The 18,865-nt window shown below is 73.0% G+C and carries 20 protein-coding genes; 7 read left to right on the top strand and 13 right to left on the bottom strand.

Annotated features, from left to right (window positions below):
• Window positions 1-41 precede the first annotated feature (41 nt).
• Entirely contained in the window at window positions 42-581 is a 540-nt protein-coding gene (def, locus tag ACWCV9_RS22180; RefSeq protein ID WP_450788865.1) for a peptide deformylase, read from the top strand.
• Between the two features lie 58 nt (window positions 582-639).
• Here def and ACWCV9_RS22175 read toward each other — a convergent pair whose 3' ends face one another.
• Window positions 640-1,284, bottom strand: a complete 645-nt coding sequence (locus ACWCV9_RS22175; protein WP_450788863.1) for a TetR family transcriptional regulator — start codon at window positions 1,282-1,284, stop codon at window positions 640-642.
• A gap of 168 nt (window positions 1,285-1,452) precedes the next feature.
• On the opposite strand from ACWCV9_RS22175, the gene ACWCV9_RS22170 reads away from it, so the two are divergent.
• A complete protein-coding gene (locus tag ACWCV9_RS22170) occupies window positions 1,453-2,670 on the top strand; it encodes an acyl-CoA dehydrogenase family protein (protein WP_450788862.1) in 1,218 nt (405 codons plus the stop codon).
• Here ACWCV9_RS22170 and ACWCV9_RS22165 read toward each other — a convergent pair.
• From ACWCV9_RS22165 to ACWCV9_RS22135, 7 genes are all read right to left on the bottom strand, one after another.
• Window positions 2,667-3,221: a cupin domain-containing protein gene (locus tag ACWCV9_RS22165; RefSeq protein WP_450788860.1), complete on the bottom strand. Its 555-nt coding sequence runs from the start codon at window positions 3,219-3,221 to the stop codon at window positions 2,667-2,669. The genes ACWCV9_RS22170 and ACWCV9_RS22165 overlap by 4 nt on opposite strands.
• 7 nt (window positions 3,222-3,228) lie before the next feature.
• Window positions 3,229-4,446 carry a cytochrome P450 gene (locus ACWCV9_RS22160; protein WP_450788858.1) on the bottom strand — a complete coding sequence of 406 codons (1,218 nt, stop codon included), beginning with the start codon at window positions 4,444-4,446 and terminating at the stop codon, window positions 3,229-3,231.
• A complete protein-coding gene (locus ACWCV9_RS22155; protein ID WP_450788857.1) occupies window positions 4,443-5,507 on the bottom strand; it encodes a type III polyketide synthase in 1,065 nt (354 codons plus the stop codon). The genes ACWCV9_RS22160 and ACWCV9_RS22155 overlap by 4 nt, the downstream gene beginning before the upstream one ends.
• 203 nt (window positions 5,508-5,710) lie before the next feature.
• Window positions 5,711-5,944, bottom strand: coding sequence for a DUF6213 family protein (locus tag ACWCV9_RS22150; RefSeq protein ID WP_385844295.1), 234 nt, complete (start codon window positions 5,942-5,944; stop codon window positions 5,711-5,713).
• 26 nt (window positions 5,945-5,970) lie between these two features.
• Complete coding sequence (locus tag ACWCV9_RS22145; RefSeq protein ID WP_450788855.1) at window positions 5,971-7,356, bottom strand: NADP-dependent succinic semialdehyde dehydrogenase; 1,386 nt, start codon at window positions 7,354-7,356, stop codon at window positions 5,971-5,973.
• Window positions 7,357-7,431: 75 nt separating this feature from the next.
• On the bottom strand, window positions 7,432-7,905 hold the full coding sequence (locus tag ACWCV9_RS22140) for an NUDIX domain-containing protein (RefSeq protein WP_385844297.1): 474 nt from the start codon (window positions 7,903-7,905) through the stop codon (window positions 7,432-7,434).
• Window positions 7,902-9,440: an ATP-dependent DNA ligase gene (locus ACWCV9_RS22135; RefSeq protein ID WP_450788853.1), complete on the bottom strand. Its 1,539-nt coding sequence runs from the start codon at window positions 9,438-9,440 to the stop codon at window positions 7,902-7,904. The genes ACWCV9_RS22140 and ACWCV9_RS22135 overlap by 4 nt, the downstream gene beginning before the upstream one ends.
• A gap of 515 nt (window positions 9,441-9,955) precedes the next feature.
• Here ACWCV9_RS22135 and ACWCV9_RS22130 point away from each other — a divergent pair.
• The 5 genes from ACWCV9_RS22130 to ACWCV9_RS22110 all read left to right on the top strand — a co-directional run bounded on the left by ACWCV9_RS22130 (window position 9,956) and on the right by ACWCV9_RS22110 (window position 14,208).
• Window positions 9,956-10,528, top strand: a complete 573-nt coding sequence (locus ACWCV9_RS22130; protein WP_450788851.1) for a helix-turn-helix domain-containing protein — start codon at window positions 9,956-9,958, stop codon at window positions 10,526-10,528.
• 99 nt (window positions 10,529-10,627) lie between these two features.
• Entirely contained in the window at window positions 10,628-11,599 is a 972-nt protein-coding gene (locus tag ACWCV9_RS22125) for an NADPH:quinone oxidoreductase family protein (protein ID WP_450788849.1), read from the top strand.
• Window positions 11,596-12,777, top strand: coding sequence for an acyl-CoA dehydrogenase family protein (locus tag ACWCV9_RS22120; protein WP_450788847.1), 1,182 nt, complete (start codon window positions 11,596-11,598; stop codon window positions 12,775-12,777). Before ACWCV9_RS22125 ends, ACWCV9_RS22120 begins: the two co-directional genes overlap by 4 nt.
• The gene (locus tag ACWCV9_RS22115) at window positions 12,774-13,847 is read left to right on the top strand and encodes an acyl-CoA dehydrogenase family protein (RefSeq protein ID WP_450788846.1); all 1,074 of its coding nucleotides are present in this window, start codon (window positions 12,774-12,776) and stop codon (window positions 13,845-13,847) included. The genes ACWCV9_RS22120 and ACWCV9_RS22115 overlap by 4 nt, the downstream gene beginning before the upstream one ends.
• Before the next feature lie 166 nt (window positions 13,848-14,013).
• Complete coding sequence (locus ACWCV9_RS22110; protein ID WP_385844306.1) at window positions 14,014-14,208, top strand: hypothetical protein; 195 nt, start codon at window positions 14,014-14,016, stop codon at window positions 14,206-14,208.
• Window position 14,209: 1 nt separating this feature from the next.
• On the opposite strand, the gene ACWCV9_RS22105 is transcribed toward ACWCV9_RS22110, so the two are convergent.
• From ACWCV9_RS22105 to ACWCV9_RS22085, 5 genes are all read right to left on the bottom strand, one after another.
• Window positions 14,210-15,397, bottom strand: a complete 1,188-nt coding sequence (locus tag ACWCV9_RS22105; protein ID WP_450788844.1) for a phosphodiester glycosidase family protein — start codon at window positions 15,395-15,397, stop codon at window positions 14,210-14,212.
• Window positions 15,398-15,529: 132 nt separating this feature from the next.
• Window positions 15,530-15,889, bottom strand: coding sequence for a DUF779 domain-containing protein (locus ACWCV9_RS22100; protein ID WP_450788843.1), 360 nt, complete (start codon window positions 15,887-15,889; stop codon window positions 15,530-15,532).
• Window positions 15,890-15,989: 100 nt separating this feature from the next.
• The gene (locus ACWCV9_RS22095; RefSeq protein ID WP_450789113.1) at window positions 15,990-16,628 is read right to left on the bottom strand and encodes a DedA family protein; all 639 of its coding nucleotides are present in this window, start codon (window positions 16,626-16,628) and stop codon (window positions 15,990-15,992) included.
• Between the two features lie 116 nt (window positions 16,629-16,744).
• Window positions 16,745-18,118 carry an ATP-binding protein gene (locus tag ACWCV9_RS22090; RefSeq protein ID WP_450788841.1) on the bottom strand — a complete coding sequence of 458 codons (1,374 nt, stop codon included), beginning with the start codon at window positions 18,116-18,118 and terminating at the stop codon, window positions 16,745-16,747.
• The gene (locus ACWCV9_RS22085) at window positions 18,115-18,786 is read right to left on the bottom strand and encodes a response regulator transcription factor (RefSeq protein WP_450788838.1); all 672 of its coding nucleotides are present in this window, start codon (window positions 18,784-18,786) and stop codon (window positions 18,115-18,117) included. The genes ACWCV9_RS22090 and ACWCV9_RS22085 overlap by 4 nt, the downstream gene beginning before the upstream one ends.
• Window positions 18,787-18,865 lie beyond the last annotated feature (79 nt).

Raw genomic sequence — 18,865 nt, 5'->3', positions numbered from 1 at the left:
GCGCGGCGGGCATGGGTCGAACGAACCGTACCCTTGCCGCCATGCGACACGGTTCCATTCCGGGCGCCCGCGGGCGCGTCCGGCCTCTCACCCTGCACGGCGACACCGCCCTGCACACGCCCTGCGCGGACGTCACCGACTTCGGCCCCGAACTGGCCCGCCTCGTGGAGGACTTGTTCGCCACCATGTACGCGGCGCAGGGGGTGGGCCTGGCGGCGAATCAGGTGGGGGTGGGGCTGCGGGTGTTCGTGTACGACTGCCCGGACGACGAAGATGTCCGGCATCTCGGGCATATCGTGAATCCGCGCCTGGTGGAGGCCGACGGAGTCGTGCTCCGCGGCCCGGAGGGCTGTCTGTCCCTGCCGGGCCTGGAGGCGGGTACCGAGCGCTACGACCACGCGGTGGTCGAGGGCCGCACGATGACCGGGGAGCCGGTCACGGTGCACGGCACGGGCTTCTTCGCCAGGTGCCTGCAACACGAGTGCGACCACCTGGAGGGCCGGGTGTACGCGGATCACCTCACGGGGTGGCGCAGGCGCCGGCTGCTCCGGCAGATCGCCAAGGCCTCCTGGGGGAAGTGAGGGAAGTCTCCCGGGAGCCCCATTGCCGGCGTGACCGCTTAGGGTCGGAGGGCGGCCCTCAGAACCCCGGTCCGCCGATCCGGTCCCCGGCCGCCGCCAGCCGGCCCCACAGCAGGTCCGCCAGCGACCGCACCAACTCGGCCCGGGAGCAGGGCCGTTCGCCCAGCCACCAGTCCCCGGCCGCGTGCATCATGCCGACGATCCCGTGCCCCCAGACCCGGGCGAGCTGCTGGCTCTCCGGGCCGAGGTCCACCCGCTCCTCGATGACCTGGGCCAGCTCCTCGCCCATCCGCCTCAGCAGCGGAGCGGAGTGCTTGCCGACGTCGAAGCCCTGGTCGCCGCCGGTGCTGCCCTCCGCCGGGTGCATCAGGAACCGGTACACCTGGGGCCGGGCCTCGATCGCGGCGAGGTAGGTGTCCAGGGTGGACTCCACCCGCTCGCGCCGGTCGGCGGGGGCGTCCAGCGCCGCCCGGAGCGAGGCGAGCAGTGCGTCGGTGTGCCGGGTGGCGAGGGCGGCGTACAGGCCCCCCTTGTCGCCGAAGTGGCGGTAGAGGATCGGCTTGGTGATGCCCGCCTCCGCCGCGATCGCGTTCATCGACGCCCGCGGGCCGTCGCGGAGCACCACCCGGTCGGCGGCCTCCAGCAGCTCGCGCCGTCTGCGGTCGGCGGACCGCTGCTGCTCGGTCCGCTGTGTGGTGTCCATGTGCTCTCCCCACCCGTGGTGATTCGGTGACGCCTGCGCAAACTAGCACTGACCGGGCCCCTGACATGGAGCGGGATGCCGAGGGGTCAGCCACGGTTGACTTTTCCTACCCACCGGTAACAGACTGCGGTTACCGCTAGTAACACCGTACGCGCCGCTGGAGGGGACATGGCCGAGTTCACCATGGAGCTGAACGACGAACAGAAGGAAGTCCGGGACTGGCTCCATGGCTTCGCCGCGGACGTGATCCGTCCCGCCGCCGCGGAGTGGGACGAGCGCGAGGAGACTCCCTGGCCGGTCATCCAGGAGGCCGCGAAGGTCGGCATCTACTCCCTCGACTTCTACGCACAGCAGTACTTCGACCCCACCGGCCTCGGCATCCCGATGGCCATGGAGGAGCTGTTCTGGGGCGACGCGGGCATCGCCCTCTCCATTGTGGGCACCGGTCTCGCCGCCGTGGGCGTCCTCGCCAACGGCACCGACGAGCAGATCGGCACCTGGATCCCGCAGATGTACGGCGACCAGAACGACGTCAAGCTCGCCGCCTTCTGCTCCTCCGAGCCCGACGCCGGCTCCGACGTGGCCTCCATGCGCACGCGGGCCGTGTACGACGAGGCCAAGGACGAGTGGGTGATCAACGGCACCAAGACCTGGGCGACCAACGGCGGCATCGCCAACGTCCATGTCGTCGTCGCGGTCGTCGACCCGGAGCTGGGCTCCAAGGGCCACGCCTCCTTCATCGTCCCGCCAGGCACCCCGGGGCTGTCCCAGGGGCAGAAGTTCAAGAAGCACGGCATCCGCGCCTCGCACACCGCCGAGGTGATCCTCGACAACGTCCGGGTCCCCGGCTCCTGCCTGCTCGGCGGCAAGGAGAAGCTGGACGAGCGGCTGGCCCGGGCGCGGGCCGCCGGCGGAGAGCGGGTCAAGAACGCGGCGATGGCGACCTTCGAGGCGAGCCGGCCCGCGGTGGGCGCCATGGCCATCGGCACCGCCCGGGCGGCCTACGAGGTCGCCCTCGACTACGCGAAGACCCGTGAGCAGTTCGGGCGGCCGATCATCGACAACCAGGGGGTCGCGTTCCAGCTGGCGGACATGCGGACCCAGATCGACGCGGCGCGGCTGCTGGTCTGGCGGGCCTCCTGGATGGCGGTCAACGGCAAGCCGTTCACCGCCGCCGAGGGCTCGATGTCCAAGCTCTTCGCCAGTGAGACCGCGAAGAAGGTGACCGCGCAGGCCATCCAGATCCTGGGCGGCAACGGCTACACCCGCGAGTACCCGGTGGAGCGCATGCACCGCGACAGCGCGATCTACACCATCTTCGAGGGCACGAGCGAGATCCAGCGACTGGTGATCGCCCGCACCCTCTCCGGGATGCCGATCCGCTAGGGCCGTTCTTTCGGATCAGGTCGGCTTCCCTGGCGATGCCGGAGCGGCGTCAGCTGTTCGATGTCGTACTTGGTGCGCAGCGCCTCGATCGCCTCCTGGTCCGGTGGGCCGCCGTTGCCGAGGATCTCCAGGAGTTCCTCGAAATAGCGCTCGTGGTCCGGGGGCGGAGACGCCTGGAAGAACATCCGCGCGGGCGTCTCCGTCGGATTGGCGAAGGCGTGCGGGCACCCCGGCGGTACGACGATCACCGTCCCCGGGGTCGCCCGGACCGTCCGGCGGCCCGAACTCGACTCCCATTTCTGCCAGTTGTCGGGGGTGCGCACGCGCGGCTCGAAGGCGAGCACATCCAGCTCGCCCTCCAGGACGTAGAACAGCTCCTCGCTGCGCGTGTGCACATGGGCGCCCACGTCGAAGCCGGGCGGGACCTCCACCTCGAAGGTGGAGGCCATCCGCGAGTGGGTGCCGGTGACCTTGAACGTCACCCGCTGGGCCGGGGTCGCCACGACGCGGCCGTGGCCCGGCGGCACGTAGAGTCCCTCCGTCTCCGTCATGGTCCGCTCACCAGGTCACCGGCAGGGCCTCGGGGCCGCGGATCAGCGCGCCCTTCTTGAAGGGCACCTGGTTCGGCGGCACCGCCAGCCGCAGACCCGGAATCCGGTCGAGCAGGGCGTCCACCAGCAGTTCCGACTCCAGCCGCGCCAGCATGCCGCCGGGGCAGTAGTGCGGGCCGAAGCCGAACGCCACATGCGGGTTCGGGCTGCGGGAGAAGTCGATGGTCTCCGGGTCGGGGAAGACGTCCGGGTCCCGGTTGGCCGCCAGGTAGGAGACGTAGACCGGGTCGCCGGCCCGGATCAGGGTGCCGCGGATCTCCACGTCCTCCAGGGCGATCCGGGACAGGCCGACCGCGTTGCGGTGCGGGATGTAGCGCAGCAGCTCGTCGATGGCCTGCCGGCGGATCCCCGGCTCGGCGCGCAGCTGCTCGGTGAGGTCGGGGCGGGTCAGCAGCAGGTAGAACATCTGCCCGCTGTTGTTGGTGACCGCCTCGCCGCCGATCTGGAGCAGCACCGCGAGCCCGACGGCCTCCGCGAGGGTGACCTCGCCCCGGCCCACGGCGGCGCCGAGCAGCGAGGTGACGTCCTCGCCGGTGCTGCCCTCGCGCAGCCCGATCAGATCGGAGAAGTAGGCGCTCATCTCGCGCTTGGCCTTCTCGCTGATGTCCTTGCCGTGCGCGGAGGACAGGATCAGCTGGGTCCAGGTGTGCATCTCGTGCCGGTCGCCGGCCGGGACGCCCATCAGCTCGCAGATCACCGCGATGGGGAAGGGGCTGAGGACGGCCGCCGTGAGGTCGGCCGGCGGGCCGTCCTGGAGCAGCTCGTCCACCAGCTCCTCCAGCATGCCGCGGGCCTTCTCGCGCACCCGCTCCACGCCCTTCGCGGTGAACGCGGCGGCCACCGAGCGGCGCAGCCGGGTGTGGTCGGGCGGGTCGAGGAAGCCGACCGCGCCCCGGTCCGGGATGAAGTGCGGGGCGAGCCGGGTGACCTGCCGGCCCATGACCGCCTCGCGGCCGAAGCGCGGGTCGTTGGTGACCATCCGCACATCGTCGTAGCGGGTGACCAGCCAGGCCCAGCCCTCGCCGTTGGGCAGCTGGATGCGGGTGACCGGGCCCTCGCGCATCAGATCGGTCAGCACCGGGTCGAAGGCCGTCCCCGGCAGGTCGAACGCCGGCCAGTGCCGGATCGGCGGGAGTGTCCCGGTGAGCGTGGTCTCCTCGGTCATCGCCCGGCTCCGTTCCCGCTGGCCCAGCGGCCCACCGTCATCTCGGCGGTGATGCCGGGGCCGAACCCGGCGAGCAGTCCGCGGGCCCGGTCCTCGGCGCCGCCCTCGTCGAACAGCCGGCGCAGCGCGTCCAGCACGACGGCGCTGGCTATGTTGCCGTACTCGGTGAGCGTGGCCCGGCTGAACCGGAACGCGTGCGGGTCGACCTGGAGGAACTTGCTGAGGTCGTCCAGGATCCGTGGGCCGCCCGCGTGGATGATGTAGAAGTCCAGGTCGGACGCGTCCCAGCCGTGCAGCCCGGCCAGGTCCTTCAGCGCCGGGGCGAGCGGCTCCATGGTGGTCGGGACCCGCTTGTCCAGCAGGAAGTGGAAGCCGGTGGCCCGGACGTCGTACGCGATCCAGTCCTCGGTCTTCGGGATCAGGTAGGAGCCATTGCGCTCCAGGTGGACGCCGGTGCCGCCGCGCCCCCGGACCACGGCGGCGGCGACGCCGTCACCGAAGAGGCCGTTGGACAGCAGCGAGCCGACGCCGAGGTCGGTGGGCTGGTAGCACAGCGAGCAGAACTCGCAGGCCACGATCAGCACGTTGGCGTTCGGGTAGGCCGAGCAGAAGTCGTGCGCCCGGTTGATCGCCGCGCCGCCCGCCGCGCAGCCCAGCTGGGCTATGGGCAGCTGCCGGGTGGTGCTGTCGAAGTCCATCTCGTTGATCAGCCACGCCGTCAGCGAGGGCATCATGAAGCCCGTGCACGACACGTAGACGATCACGTCGATGTCGCTCGTGAGCAGCTCCGCGTCGTCCAGCGCGCGCTGGATCACCGCCGGAACCCGGGCCTTGGCCTCGGCCTCGTAGATCTTGTTGCGGTCCTCGAAGCCCGGGTGCTTCAGCGTCTCCTCGATGGGCTGCACGATGTGCCGGGTCTTGACACCCGTGTTCTCGATCAGCCGCAGCGCGAGCGCCAGTTGAGGGTGGTCCGCGTGGCGGGAGCGCGCCAGCTCCAGCGTCTCCTCCATCGTGATCACGTGCTCCGGGACCGACACCGAGGGTCTGCACAAAGTCGCCATGAACCGTCCCTGCTTTCCGCTTTCCGGTGAGCTCGCGCCCACCGGCCAGAAGGTGGTTCACCTCTGTGGGTGCTCCACCCACCGTCACCCGGGAGGGCGATGATCACGCGCCGGATTACTCCGAATCGGGGACACGGCGTCGATCCTCGCTGGTCGCGGGAGGGTTGCGCAGGGTGATGCCACGGGCCGGCCGGCCCGTGGCGTTACGGCGCTCCGCTGCTGTGGGCGATGCAGGCCACGTCGATCCGGTCCGCCAGCTTCGCCAGCTCGATGGTCAGCGCGGCGACCGTGTCCTCGTCCAGACCCTGCTCCCCGGCCTCGACCAGCCGCAGCCATCGCCCGCCCACGGTGCGCAGCAACTTGCTCACATCGGCCGCGGACACCTGCAAGGTACCGCGGTCGTCGACGATCAGAGGGAGGGTCACTTCGCGGTTCACAAAAAGGGATGGTAGTCGCGCGTCCCCTACGCACCCTGCCAAACCGTGGTGATGTTGCAGAACTCCCGGATTCCGTGCCCGGACAGCTCACGCCCGTACCCCGACCGCTTCGTCCCGCCGAAGGGGAACGCCGGATGGGAGGCGGTCATGCCGTTGACATACACGGCGCCGGCGTCCAGGTCCCGGGCGAACCGCTCCACCTCGCCGTTCTCTCGCGTCCACACGTTCGAACTCAGCCCGAACAGCGAGTCGTTGGCGATCAGGATCGCCTCGTCCACGTCACCGGCCCGGTACACCGTGGCGACCGGCCCGAACGCCTCCTCGCGGTGGATGCGCATCTCCCGGGTGATGCCGGCGAGCACGGTCGGCGGGTAGTACCAGCCCGGCCCGTCCGGCCGCTCACCGCCGCACAGCACCTGGGCGCCGCCCCGCCTGGCGTCGTCCACCAGCTCCTCCAGATCCGCCCGCCCCCGCTCGCTGGAGAGCGGCCCGATGTCCGTGTCCTCCGCCAGCGGGTCGCCGACCTTGAGCGCCCGCATGCCGGCGACGAACCTCTCGGTGAACGCGTCGTAGACGTCGGTGTGCACGATGAACCGCTTCGCGGCGATGCAGGACTGGCCGTTGTTCTGGCACCGCGCGGTCACCGCGACCTCGGCCGCCCGGTCGAGGTCGGCCGACGGCATCACCACATAGGGATCGCTGCCGCCCAGCTCCAGCACCGTCTTCTTGATCATCTCCCCGGCGGTGGAGCCGACCGCCCGGCCCGCCGGCTCGCTGCCGGTGAGGGTGGCCGCCTTCACCCGCTCGTCCCGCAGGATGTCGTCCACCGCCGCCGAGCCGACCAGCAGCGTCTGGAAGCAGCCCTCCGGGAAGCCCGCCCGGTGGAACAGGTCCTCCAGGTACAGGGCGGTCTGCGGGACGTTGGACGCGTGCTTGAGCAGGCCCACGTTGCCCGCCATCAGGGCGGGTGCCGCGAACCGGATCACCTGCCACAGCGGGAAGTTCCACGGCATCACCGCGAGGACGGGCCCCAGCGGGCGGTACCGCACCCGGACCCGGGACGCGCCCGAGTCCCGTACGTCCGCCTCGGGGGGCTCCTCGTCGGCCAGCAGGCCCTCGGCGCGCTCGGCGTACCAGCGCATCGCCTTGGCGCACTTCGCGGCCTCGGCGCGGGCCTGCGTGATCGGCTTGCCCATCTCGGTGGTCATGACCCGGGCGATCTCCTGCTGGTCCTCGTCCAGCAGACCGGCGGCCCGGGTCATCAGCCGGGCGCGGTCGGCGAACGCGGTCGTCCGGTAGGTGCGGAACGTGGCCTCGGCGAGCTGGAGCCGGCGTTCCAGCTCTTCCTCGCCCATGGGCTCGTACGTCTTGAGCGTCTCGCCGTTCGCCGGGTTCACCGTCGCGATGGGCATGGCTGGCCTCCCTGGGAGCGGGCTTGTCTCGACCTTCGCGCCCCCGCGCGCGGGCCGCAACGTGTGATGCGCTGTTCAGCCCGAGTGCTCCGCCAGCCGGTCGAGAAACGCCGCCTGGGCCGCGACGATCAGCTCCCGGGCCCGGTCCACGGAGAGCCAGGCGACGCGGTCCAGCTCCGGGAACTCCTGCACCCGCCCGGAGCGCGGCGGCCACTCCATGGCGAAGGTGCCGGGGCTGAATCCGCTCAGGTCCGGGTCCGCCTCCACCGCCCACGCGGTCACGACCTTGCCGTTCTTCTGCGCGACCTCGCCCAGCGGTACGGCCTCCCCGTCGGGCGGCGCCAGACCCAGCTCCTCCCGGAACTCCCGCCGGGCCGCCTCCCAGGCGGGCTCCCCGGGGTCGTACTCGCCCTTGGGCACGGTCCACGCGCCCGCGTCCTTCCGCGCCCAGAACGGGCCGCCCATGTGGCCCAGCAGCACCTCGAGCCCGGCGTCGGTGCGCCGGAACACCAGCAGTCCCGCGCTGCGCCTGGTCGTACGCACCGTCACGGTGTGACCTCCGGATGAGCCGCCAGCAGGGCCTCCACGGTATCCGCCTCCTCGGGGCGCTTGTCCTCGCGGTAGCGGACCACGCGGGCGAAGCGCAGGGTGACGCCCGCCGGGTAGCGGGAGGAGCGCTGAAGGCCGTCGTAGGCGATCTCCACGACGAGTTCCGGACGGACCCGGACCCCCCAGCCCTCGTCGGCCACCGCCAGCCGCTGGAGCCGTTCGGTCTGCCAGGCGAGCATCGCGTCCGTCATGCCCTTGAAAGTCTTGCCGAGCATGGCGAAGCCGCCGTCCGCCGTGCGGGCGCCGAGGTGCAGGTTGGACAGCCTGCCGGTGCGCCGGCCGTGGCCCCACTCGGCGGCCAGGACGACCAGGTCGAGGGTGTGCACGGGTTTGACCTTCAGCCAGGAGGCGCCGCGCCGGCCCGCGCTGTAGGGGGCGTCCAGCGCCTTCACCATGACGCCCTCGTGGCCGCGGGCGAGGGTGTCGGCGAGGAACCGCTCCGCCTCCGGGATGTCCCCCGGCCCGTGCGCCACCGTCCGGCGCACCCGCATCGGCTCCGGCACTAGCCGGGCCAGCCGGGCGTGCCGCTCGGCGAAGGGCAGGTCCAGCAGGTCCGCGCCGTCGACCGCGAGCGCGTCGAAGAAGACGGCGGAGACCGGCACCTCTCCGGCCGCCCGCGCCACGTCCGTCCGGGAGCCGACCCGGCCCGCGGTCTCCTGGAAGGAGCGGGGCCGGCCGGCCGCGTCGAAGGAGATCACCTCGCCGTCCAGGATGAACCGCTCTCCGGGCAACTCCCGTGCCGCGGCGGTCACTTCGGGCAGTCGCTCGGTGATGTCGTCCAGGGTGCGGGTGTGCACCCGGACGGTGTCGCCGTCCCGGTGGACCTGGATCCGGATGCCGTCCAGCTTCTCCTCCACCGCGCAGGCGCCCAGCTTCTCCACCGCCTCGGCGACCGAGGACGCGCTGTGCGCCAGCATGGGCAGGACCGGGCGGCCGACGGTGAGCCGGAACAGGTCCAGCGCCGGCGGCCCCTCGGCGAGCAGGGCCTCGGCGACCGTCTGGAGCGACCCGGCGAGCATCACCGCCCGGCGCACGTCCGCCGGGTCCGCGCCGGTCGCCCGGGCCAGCCCCTCCACGGCGACCGCGTCCAGCGCGCCCTGCCGGACCTCGCCGGTGAGCAGCCCGAGCAGAAAGCGCTGCTCCTCCTCGGTGGCCGCGCCCATCAGCTCGCCGACCAGTCGGATCCGCTCCGCCTGCGAGCCGGGGCCGGACACCTTGCCGAGCGCGCCGAGCCGGGCGTCGACCTCGGCGACGGTGAGCGTCGGTACGGCGGCCGGCGGCACCCGCTGGCCCAGCACCTTCCAGCCGACGCCGAGCCGCCCCTGCGGCAGCCGGCCGGCCAGATACGGGATGACGATCGGCACGTCGTCCGGCTGCGCCTCCCGGAAGAGGTCGGCGAGCAGGGCGGTCTTGCGCGAGCGGGACGCCGTCGCCGCGACGTCCCGGGACACCTGGGCCAACCGAGACAGAAGCATGCGTTCAGCGTGCCTCAGCGCACCGCAGGATGCGCAACGCCCCAGCCCACGGGCGCGCCGCCGCCGAGAAAACGGAAACCGGCAGTCCCCCACTGATCGCCCCGCCGGCCCGGGTGTCCCTGCCGCCCTGCCCGACGAATCCGCTCGCATGGCCCGCTGCCCTCGGGCCGGTGCCTCCCCCGAAGGGGGCCCTCGGTCGCATCGGCTGCCCACAGGCCGGGGGCTTCCCCGGGAGGGGGTTCCCCGCTCCCGGGGGCTTCCCCGGGAGGGGGTTCCCCGCTCGCGTGGCCCGCCACCCGCAGGCGGGTGCCTTCCCCGGAGGGACCCGGCCAGGCGGGCGCCGGCGGTGGATGGCCGGGGCCGGTCCATGTCCCTTCAGCGTCGACTCGCTCGTCCGCATCCCGTCGGTGCCACGACGGGCGGCCACGGCCCGGTCGTCTCCGCCGCCTCCCCCGCCGGCAGGCGCCCCGCTCTGCGGTATTGACAAACACCTTTGCCAAAACTGCAATACCCGCATGAGCACTGACGAGGTTCTGGCCGAGGTGGGGCCGCGGTTGCGCCGGATCCGCAAGGAGCGGGAGGTGACGCTGGCCGCCCTGTCGGAGGCGACGGGGATCTCCGTGAGCACCCTGTCCCGACTGGAGTCCGGTCTGCGCAGGCCCAGCCTGGAGCTGCTGCTGCCCATCGCCCAGGCCCATCAGGTGCCGCTGGACGAGCTGGTCGGGGCGCCGCCGGCCGGGGATCCGCGGGTGCGGGCCAAGCCGATCGTGCGTGGCGGGCGCACCCACTGGCCGCTGACCCGTCAGCCCGGCGGCCTCCAGGCCTTCAAGGTGCTCGAACCGCAGCGCACGCAGGAACCGGACCCGCGCACCCACGAGGGGTACGAGTGGCTGTATGTGCTCTCGGGCCGGCTGCGGCTGGTGCTCGGCGAGCACGACGTGGTGCTGACGGCGGGGGAGGCGGCCGAGTTCGACACCCGGGTGCCGCACTGGTTCGGGTCGACGGGGGAGGGGCCGGTGGAGTTCCTCAGCCTGTTCGGCCCGCAGGGGGAACGGATGCACGTCCGGGCGCGGCCGTCCCGTTCGTGAGCGCACCGGTCTCTTCCCGGCCGACTGTTCCCTGATGGGCAAGCGACCGCTTAGTATGCGGTTGGACCCGGTCGGACGAAGCAGTCGTGGAGGCCCCGCATGCAGGCATGGCAAGTGCACGAGAACGGCGAGCCGAGCGAGGTGATGCGCCTGCTGGAGGTGGAGCCGCCCACCCCCGGCGACGGCCAGGTGCTGCTCCGGGTACGGGCCGCCAACGTCAACTTCCCGGACGCGCTGCTGTGCCGGGGCCAGTACCAGGTGCGCCCGCCGCTGCCGTTCACCCCCGGCGTGGAGATCTGCGGTGAGACCGCGGACGGCCGCCGGGTGATCGCCAACCCCGTGCTGCCGCACGGCGGCTTCGCCGAGTACGCCCTCGCCGACGCCCGCGCCCTGCTGCCCGCCCCCGAGGCGCTGGACGACGCCGAGGCCGCGGCCCTGCACATCGGCTACCAGACCGGCTGGTTCGGCCTGCACCGCCGCGCCCGTCTGGAGGCCGGCGAGACCCTGCTCGTGCACGCCGCCGCCGGAGGCGTCGGCAGCGCCGCCGTCCAGCTCGGCAAGGCCGCCGGTGCCACCGTGATCGGTGTGGTCGGCGGCGCGGACAAGGCCGCCGTCGCCCGCGAGCTGGGCTGCGACGTGGTGGTCGACCGGCGCGCCGAGGACGTCGTCGCGGCCGTCAAGGAGGCCACCGGCGGACGCGGCGCCGATGTGATCTACGACCCCGTCGGCGGCGCGGCCTACGCCCAGTCCACCAAGGTGGTCGCCTTCGAGGGCCGGATCGTCGTTGTCGGCTTCGCCTCCGGCACCATCCCCAGCCCGGCACTCAACCACGCCCTGGTGAAGAACTACTCGATCCTCGGCCTCCACTGGGGCCTGTACAACACCAAGAACCCCAAGCTGGTCCAGCGCTGCCACGAGGAACTGACCGAGCTGGCCACCCGTGGCGCGATCCGGCCGCTGGTGAGCGAGCGGGTGCCGCTCGCCGGCACGGCCGACGCCGTGCAGCGCGTCGCCGACGGGGTGACCACCGGCCGGGTGGCCGTGGTCCTGGACAAGGGAGCCGCCGCATGACCGACGCCACCGAACTCCGGCGCCGTACGGCCGAGTTGCTGGCCGCGTATCCGCCCGCCGAGACCGACCGGCTGGACTTCCTGCGGGCCCGCTTCGACGCCGGACTCGCCTGGGTGCACTACCCCGAGGGCCTCGGCGGCCTCGGTGTCCCGCGCTCCCTCCAGGCGGTCGTGGACGCCGAGCTGGAGGCCGCGGGCGCCCCGGACAACGACCCGCGGCGCATCGGCATCGGCCTGGGCATGGCCGCGCCGACCGTCCTCAAGTACGGCACCGAGGAGCAGAAGCAGCGCTTTCTGCGGCCGCTGTGGACCGGGGAGGAGGTCTGGTGCCAGCTGTTCAGCGAGCCCGGCGCCGGCTCCGACCTGGCCGCGCTCGGCACCCGGGCCGTCCGCGAGGGCGACACCTGGGTGGTCAACGGGCAGAAGGTGTGGACCTCCAGCGCCCACACCGCCCGCTGGGCCATCCTCATCGCCCGCACCGACCCGGACCTGCCGAAGCACGCGGGCATCACCTACTTCGTCTGTGACATGACCGACCCCGGTGTCGAGGTCCGGCCGCTGCGCCAGATCACCGGCGAGGCCGAGTTCAACGAGGTCTTCCTCACCGACGTCCGCATCCCCGACTCCCACCGCCTCGGCGAGATCGGCGACGGCTGGCGGGTCGCCCAGACCACGCTGATGAACGAGCGGGTCTCCATCGGCGGCATGGCCCTGCCCCGCGAGGGCGGGATGATCGGCCCGATCGCGAAGACCTGGCGCGAACGCCCCGAACTGCGCACCCACGAACTGCACCAGCGGCTGCTGAAGCTCTGGGTCGAGGCCGAGGTGTCCCGCCTCACCGCCGAACGCCTGCGCCAGCAGCTCGTCGCCGGACAGCCGGGCTACGAGGGCTCCGGGATGAAGCTCGCCTTCGCCCGCCTCAACCAGGAGATCAGCGGCCTGGAGGTCGAACTCCGCGGGGCCGAGGGCCTGTTGTACGACGACTGGACCATGCGCCGCCCGGAGATGGTCGACTTCACCGGCCGGGACGCCGGGTACCGCTATCTGCGCGCCAAGGGCAACAGCATCGAGGGTGGGACCAGCGAGGTCCTGCTGAACATCGTGGCCGAGCGGGTGCTCGGACTGCCCGCCGAGCCGCGCACCGACAAGGACGTCGCCTGGAAGGACCTCGCCCGATGACCGACCTGCTGTACTCGGAGGAGGAAGAGGCGCTGCGGGCCGCCGTACGCGACCTGCTCGCCGACCACTGCGACGCCCCCGGGGTCATCGCGCGCACCGAGTCCGACGCGCCGCACGACCTCGCCGCCTGGAAGGCGCTCGCCGACGGCATGGGCCTCGCGGGCCTGCTGGTGCCGGAGGCCCTGGGCGGCCAGGGCGCCACCCACCGCGAAGCCGCAGTCGTCCTGGAGGAGCTGGGGCGCGCGGTGGCACCCGTGCCGTATCTCTCCAGCGCGGTCGTGGCCACCGAGGCGCTGCTGGCCTGCGGCGACGAGGAGCTGCTCGGACAGCTGGCCGGCGGCCGGACCATCGGCGTCCTCGCGGTCGGCCTGCACACGGCGCCGGGTGCGTCCTTCCCGGCGGTACGACGGGAAGGCGACGCCCTGCACGGCGAGCTGACCGGGGTCGCGGACGCCGCCGTCGCCGACGTCCTGCTCGTCCCGGCCGACGACGGCGGCCTGTACGCCGTGACCGCCGACGCCGTGACGGTCACCCCGCAGGTCTCCCTGGACCTGACCCGGCCGCTGGCCTCGGTGCGGCTGGACGGCGCCCCGGGCCGCCTGGTCGGCGACGCCGAACCGGCCGTACGCCGGGCCCTCGGTGCCGCCGCCGGCCTGCTCGCCTCCGAGCAACTGGGCGTCGCCGACTGGGCGTTGACCGAGACGGTCCGCTATCTGAAGGAGCGCAAGCAGTTCAACCGGCCGGTCGGCGGCTTCCAGGCGCTCAAGCACCGGCTCGCCCAGCTGTGGCTGGAGGTGGTCAACCTCCGGGCCGCCGCCCGCGCCGCCGCGGACGCCCTCGCCACCGGTACCGAGACCGACCTCCACGTGGCCCTCGCCCAGGCCTACGCCGCCCCCGTCGCCGTCCACGCCACGGAGGAGGCGCTCCAGCTGCACGGCGGGATCGGCATGACCTGGGAGCACCCGGTCCACCTCTACCTGAAGCGGGCCAAGGCCGACTCGATCGCCTACGGGACGGCCGGAGCGCACCGCGAGGCACTGGCCGATCTGGTCGACCTCCAGGCCCCCTGACCCGCCGCACCGCGACCGAGGCCCGCCCCCACCCGGGGCGGGCCTTTCCGGTACGCGGGCGAGACTTCACACGAACGGAGGACACGTCAGCTGCCCGGACGAACCCTCCGCTACGCCACACTTGCGGCCGAACGCCGCGAAACGCGCGTGGCGGAGGAGGTTCGCGATGGCCATTTCCATCTCTGTGGTGCTGCTGCTCCTGATCCTTGCCGTGATCTTCATGCGCAACGGCGCGTTGAAGGTCTCCCACGCCGTGGTCTGCATGTTGCTCGGCTTCTTCCTGGCCGGCACCAGCATGGCGCCCACCATCAGCAGCGGGCTCACCACCACGGCCGATCTCGTGAGCAGCCTGCGGCCCTGAGCTACGGCAGCGAGAAGACGCCGATGCCGTTGGCGACGGCGCGTTCGGCGCCGCCGCTCGGGTGGTTGCGGACCGTCACCGCGCTTGCGTCCGCATCCCGGGTGACCAGCTCCGAGGAGCCGCCGCCGTCCAGGTTGAACGCGTCGGTCGCACCCAGCGACCGCATGGTGTCCGCCTCCTCCGCGACCGTCATCCCGGTCCGGTAGGCGGCGGCCCCGTCCAGTACCAGGAGCAGCAGCTGCTGTCCGCCGTCCTTGAAGCCCACGACCGTGCGCACCGCCGTGGTGGTGTCGTCCAGCCCGGTCAGCGGCGCGCCGTCCCGCAGCACCGGGAAGCCGCCGATCGCGAAGGCGTACGGCGTCCCGGACGCCGCCACCAGGGTGTGGATGACGCTCACCGCGTCGCCGACGGACAGCTTGCGCAGCTGCCGCGCGCCCTCCTCGCGGCCCACCAGCACCGTGCTGTCCGCGGCGATCGGGCCGCTGCCCGGGGCGTCGGCGGCGGAGACCACCCGGCCGTCGGTGACCGTCACCTCGTAGGTGTCGGTGCTGCACGGCGCCGCCCGTTCGGTGTCGGTGCCGCAGACGGCGCGCTCCCGGGAGGTGCTGCCCCACAGGTGGGTGAAGGCGCCGACGGAGTTCTCCGGGAGCGCGTACTGGTTGAGGCCCTCCAGCGCCAGCCGGCCCTCCGGGGTGTCGACCGAGCCGGACAGCGAGAGCCGGTCCAGGCGGGCCCGCCGGTCGGTGCCCACGCCGAGGACGTCCTCGGTGCTCGTCCCCGGGGGCAGCGCGGGACCGAACCGCTGGCCCTTCGGCACCGCCGCCTTGAGCACCGTACCGTCCGCGACGGCCGGGCCGACGCTCGCGCCGGTGGCCTCGACGCCGGGGTGCTGGGACTCGGTGATGTTGAAGAAGTCCCCGTTGACCCCGGCGACCGCCCCGGCCGAGTCCGCCATCCGGGAGACCGTGGCCCGGGCCGCCACCGCGCCCGGGTGGAGCAGGTCGACCCGGACATGGGGATTGGCCAGGTCGACCGTGAGCAGATGGGCGTGCGCCGTACCGGCGGCCGCGTCGACGTCGAACTGCCGGTAGGTGACCCCCGGCGCGATCCGCCGGCCGGCCGGTACGGCACCGGCCGGCGCCGCCTCCGCCACGGCCGCACCGGCCAGCACTCCGAACGCCGTGACCACCGTGAGAACCGCTCTGCCCGCTGCCGAACGCCTGCGACGTCTCGTCACCGTGCCCCCTGATGTCTCGTCAACTGCCCGTGGAATCCCTGTGTTCAGGGGCAGTGCACCAGACCTCGGCGGCTTGCGGGCGGACTAGGCCCCGACGACGCGAGAACGGGTGAGAAAACGCACCCCCTCGGGTGCCTCCAGCGAGAAGCCGCTGCCTCTTCCTGGTACGACGTCCACGATCAGCCGGGTGTGGCGCCACACCTCGTACTGACTCCGGGACATCCAGAAGCTCACGGGCTCCGCCACCCCCTCCACCGTCAGCTCGGCCAGCAGCACGTCCGAGCCGCCGGTGCGGAACTCGCCGTCCGGGTAGCACATGGGTGCGCTGCCGTCGCAGCAGCCGCCGGACTGGTGGAACATCAGGGGCCCGTGCTCGGCGCGCAGCCGGCGCACCAGCTCCGCCGCCTGCGGGGTGAGTTCGACGCGGGGGACTTCCTCTTCCATGTCACCGTCCCTGGGAGCGGAGCGCCGGATCCGGTCCAGTCTCGGGGAACGTCACCGGCCCGTCCAGAAGGCGTCGCCGGCCGGGTGCCGGGCGCGGCGCTCAGCCGGAGGTGCCGCGCCGCTGCCGGCGGGCGCGGCGGGCCTCGACCAGCAGCGGCAGCAGCGAGAGGACGACGACCACCGCGACCAGCGGCAGCAGATAGTCGTCGACGTGCGGCACCGACGCGCCCAGCGTGTATCCGGCCAGCACCAGCAGCTGCGACCAGAGCACCCCGCCCACGGCCTGCCACAGGGTGAACGGGCGCAGGGGCACCTCGAGCACCCCCGCCACCGGGTGCAGGACGGTCCGCAGCAGTGGCACGAACCGGCCGATCACGAGCGCCTTGCCGTAGCCGTACCGGGACAGCAGCTGCTCGGCCCGGACCGTCGCCGCCTTCGCCCGGCGGCTGGACGTGCGGGCCAGCAGCGCCCGGCCGCCGTGCCGCCCGATCAGATAGCCGATCTGCCCTCCGGCCACCGCGCCGACGGCCGCGCACAGCAGCACCTGCCACAGCGACAGCCGCGGCGGCTGGTCACCGCTGCCCGCGCACAGCACCCCGGCCGGGAAGAGCAGGGTGTCGCCGGGCAGGAGGAACCCGACGACCAGCAGGCCGGACTCGGCGAAGGTCACCACCAGGACGCCCAGCGCGCCGAAGGCGGCCAGCACCGAGGCGCTGTTCATCGGGTTGACGGCGATCACCGGCCGGGCCTCCAGGCGCATCTGGCAGAGCTGTCCGCTCCAGCATCACCCGCCACCCGCCGAACCGCCTGCCCCGGCCCGGCAGGACCGGGCCGCGGTTCCGGCCGAGCGGCGGATCAACACGGCAGTTCGAGCGTCACCGCTGCCCCGCCCGCCGCGTTCTCGGCGTGTGCGGTGCCCGCGTGCGCCGCGGCCACCGCGCTCACGAAGGACAGCCCGAGACCGGAGCCCTCACCGGCCCGGCTGGCCTCGGCACGGGCGAACCGCTCGAACGCGCGCGGCAGGAAGTCGGGCGGAAAGCCCGGCCCCTCGTCCGTGACGGACACCCGCAGCCGGTTCTCGTGGACGGCGGCCGTGAGCCGTACGGCGCCCTCTCCGTGCCGCAGCGCGTTGTCGACGAGATTGCCGAGGGCGGGCACCAGCCACCGCGCGTCCACGTCCACGGTGGTGTCCTGCACCGTCGTGGCCAGCTCCCGCCCGGCCCGTTCGGCGGTGCGCAGATGCGGTGCCACGGCGGTGCCGAGGAGGTCGGCGAGGGCCACGGGCGCCCGGGTGACACGGTCGGTGCCGCCGAGTTCCTCCAGCTCCAGCAGGGCGTTGGAGAGATCGATCAGACGCTGCACCTCGGCGTCCACCGAGCGCAGGGTCTCGGTGAGCTCCGCGGCCGAGCGGGGGCGGTGCAGCGCGACGTCGACCTCGGCCCGCAGCAGGGACAGCGGGGTGCGCAGCTCATGGCTGGCGTCCGCGATGAACCGGTGCTCGCGCGCGGCGGCGGCCTCCAGCCGGTCGAGCATGCGGTTGAGGGTGTGGCCGAGCCGGGTGATCTCGTCGTCGCGGTCGGCGGGCACGTCCAGCCGCAGCTTCTGTGCGCCGTCGGCGAGGGTGGCCGCCGCGGTGCGGTACCGCTCGACGGGGCGCAGGGCGGCGCGCGCGGTGCGGTAGCCGACGTAGGAGGCGGCGATCAGGGTGAGCCCGGAGGCGAGGGCGAGCTGGGCGAGGAGCTCGCGCAGGGCCTCGTCACGATGCCCGCGGCGGACGGCGGCGACGACCACGCGGGGGGCGCCCTGGGCAGGGACCCGCTCGGCCAGCAGCCGCAGGGTGTCCGGGGCCATCGGCAGCAGGGAGCCGACATCGCGCCGTACGGTCCTGCCCCGGGCGGCGGAGGCGAGTTCGGCGGGGTTGAGCAGGGCGCGGCGGTGCACGGCGGGACTCGCGCCGAGCACCCGGCCGCGGAGGTCGAGGACCTGGTAGAGGCTGCCGCTCGGGCCCGGTGGCGGTGCGGTGCCGGTGCGCACGGCCCCGTCGAGGCTGTGCTGGTAGGTGACCAGGTCGTCGTGCAGCTGCCGGTCCAGGGCGCTCTCCACCCGCCAGTACACCAGCCAGGCCGCCGCGGCCAGCACGAGGGACATGGTCACGGCGACGGCCAGCACCAGGCGGGTGACGACGGGCAGCCGCCCGAACCAGGCCCGCAGCCGTCCGGGCAGTGTCACGCGGCGGTCTCCAGCCGGTAGCCGCGTCCGCGCAGGGTGGTGATGGTCGTACGGCCGAAGGCGCGGTCGGCCTTCGCGCGCACCTTGGAGACATGGACGTCGATGGCGTTGCTGCGCAGATCCGTCTCGCCGTCCCAGACCTCCTCCAGCAGCTGGAGCCGGGTCACCACCCGGCCGGCGTTCTCCATCAGCACCCGCAGTACGGCGAACTCCCGCCGGGACAGCTCCAGTTCGCTTCCCGCCCGCCAGGCCCGCTGCTGCTCGGGGTCGAGGACGAGGTCGCCCACCCGGAGCCGGCCGGAGGAGTCGGGGCGGCGCCGGGATATCGCCCGCAGCCGGGCCAGCAGCTCCTCCATGGCGAACGGCTTGACCAGATAGTCGTCGGCTCCCGCGTCCAGACCGGCCACCCGCTCGCTGATCGCGCCGCGCGCGGTGAGCAGCACGACCGGCACATCGATGCCCTCGTCGCGCAGCGTCCGGCACACCTCCACCCCGTCCGTCCCCGGCAGCATCACGTCCAGGACGATCCCGTCCAGGCGCGGATCGCGGGCGGCGGCCAGACCGGAGGGGCCGTCGTAGCGGCCCTCGGCGGTGTGTCCGGACTCGGTGAGGTAGCGGACGACGAGGTCCGTGAGGCGGGTCTCGTCATCGACGACCAGGTAGTGCATGCCGGTCAGGCTAACCGGCCGCCGTGGCCGTCACGGACCCCGGAAAGCCTTCATGGTCTGTTCATGTGACATCCCTACC

The sequence above is a fragment of the Streptomyces sp. NPDC001606 genome, from assembly GCF_053596835.1.
The sequence above is the reverse complement of the archived record's forward strand: the minus strand, read 5'-3'. Positions and strand labels throughout refer to the sequence as shown.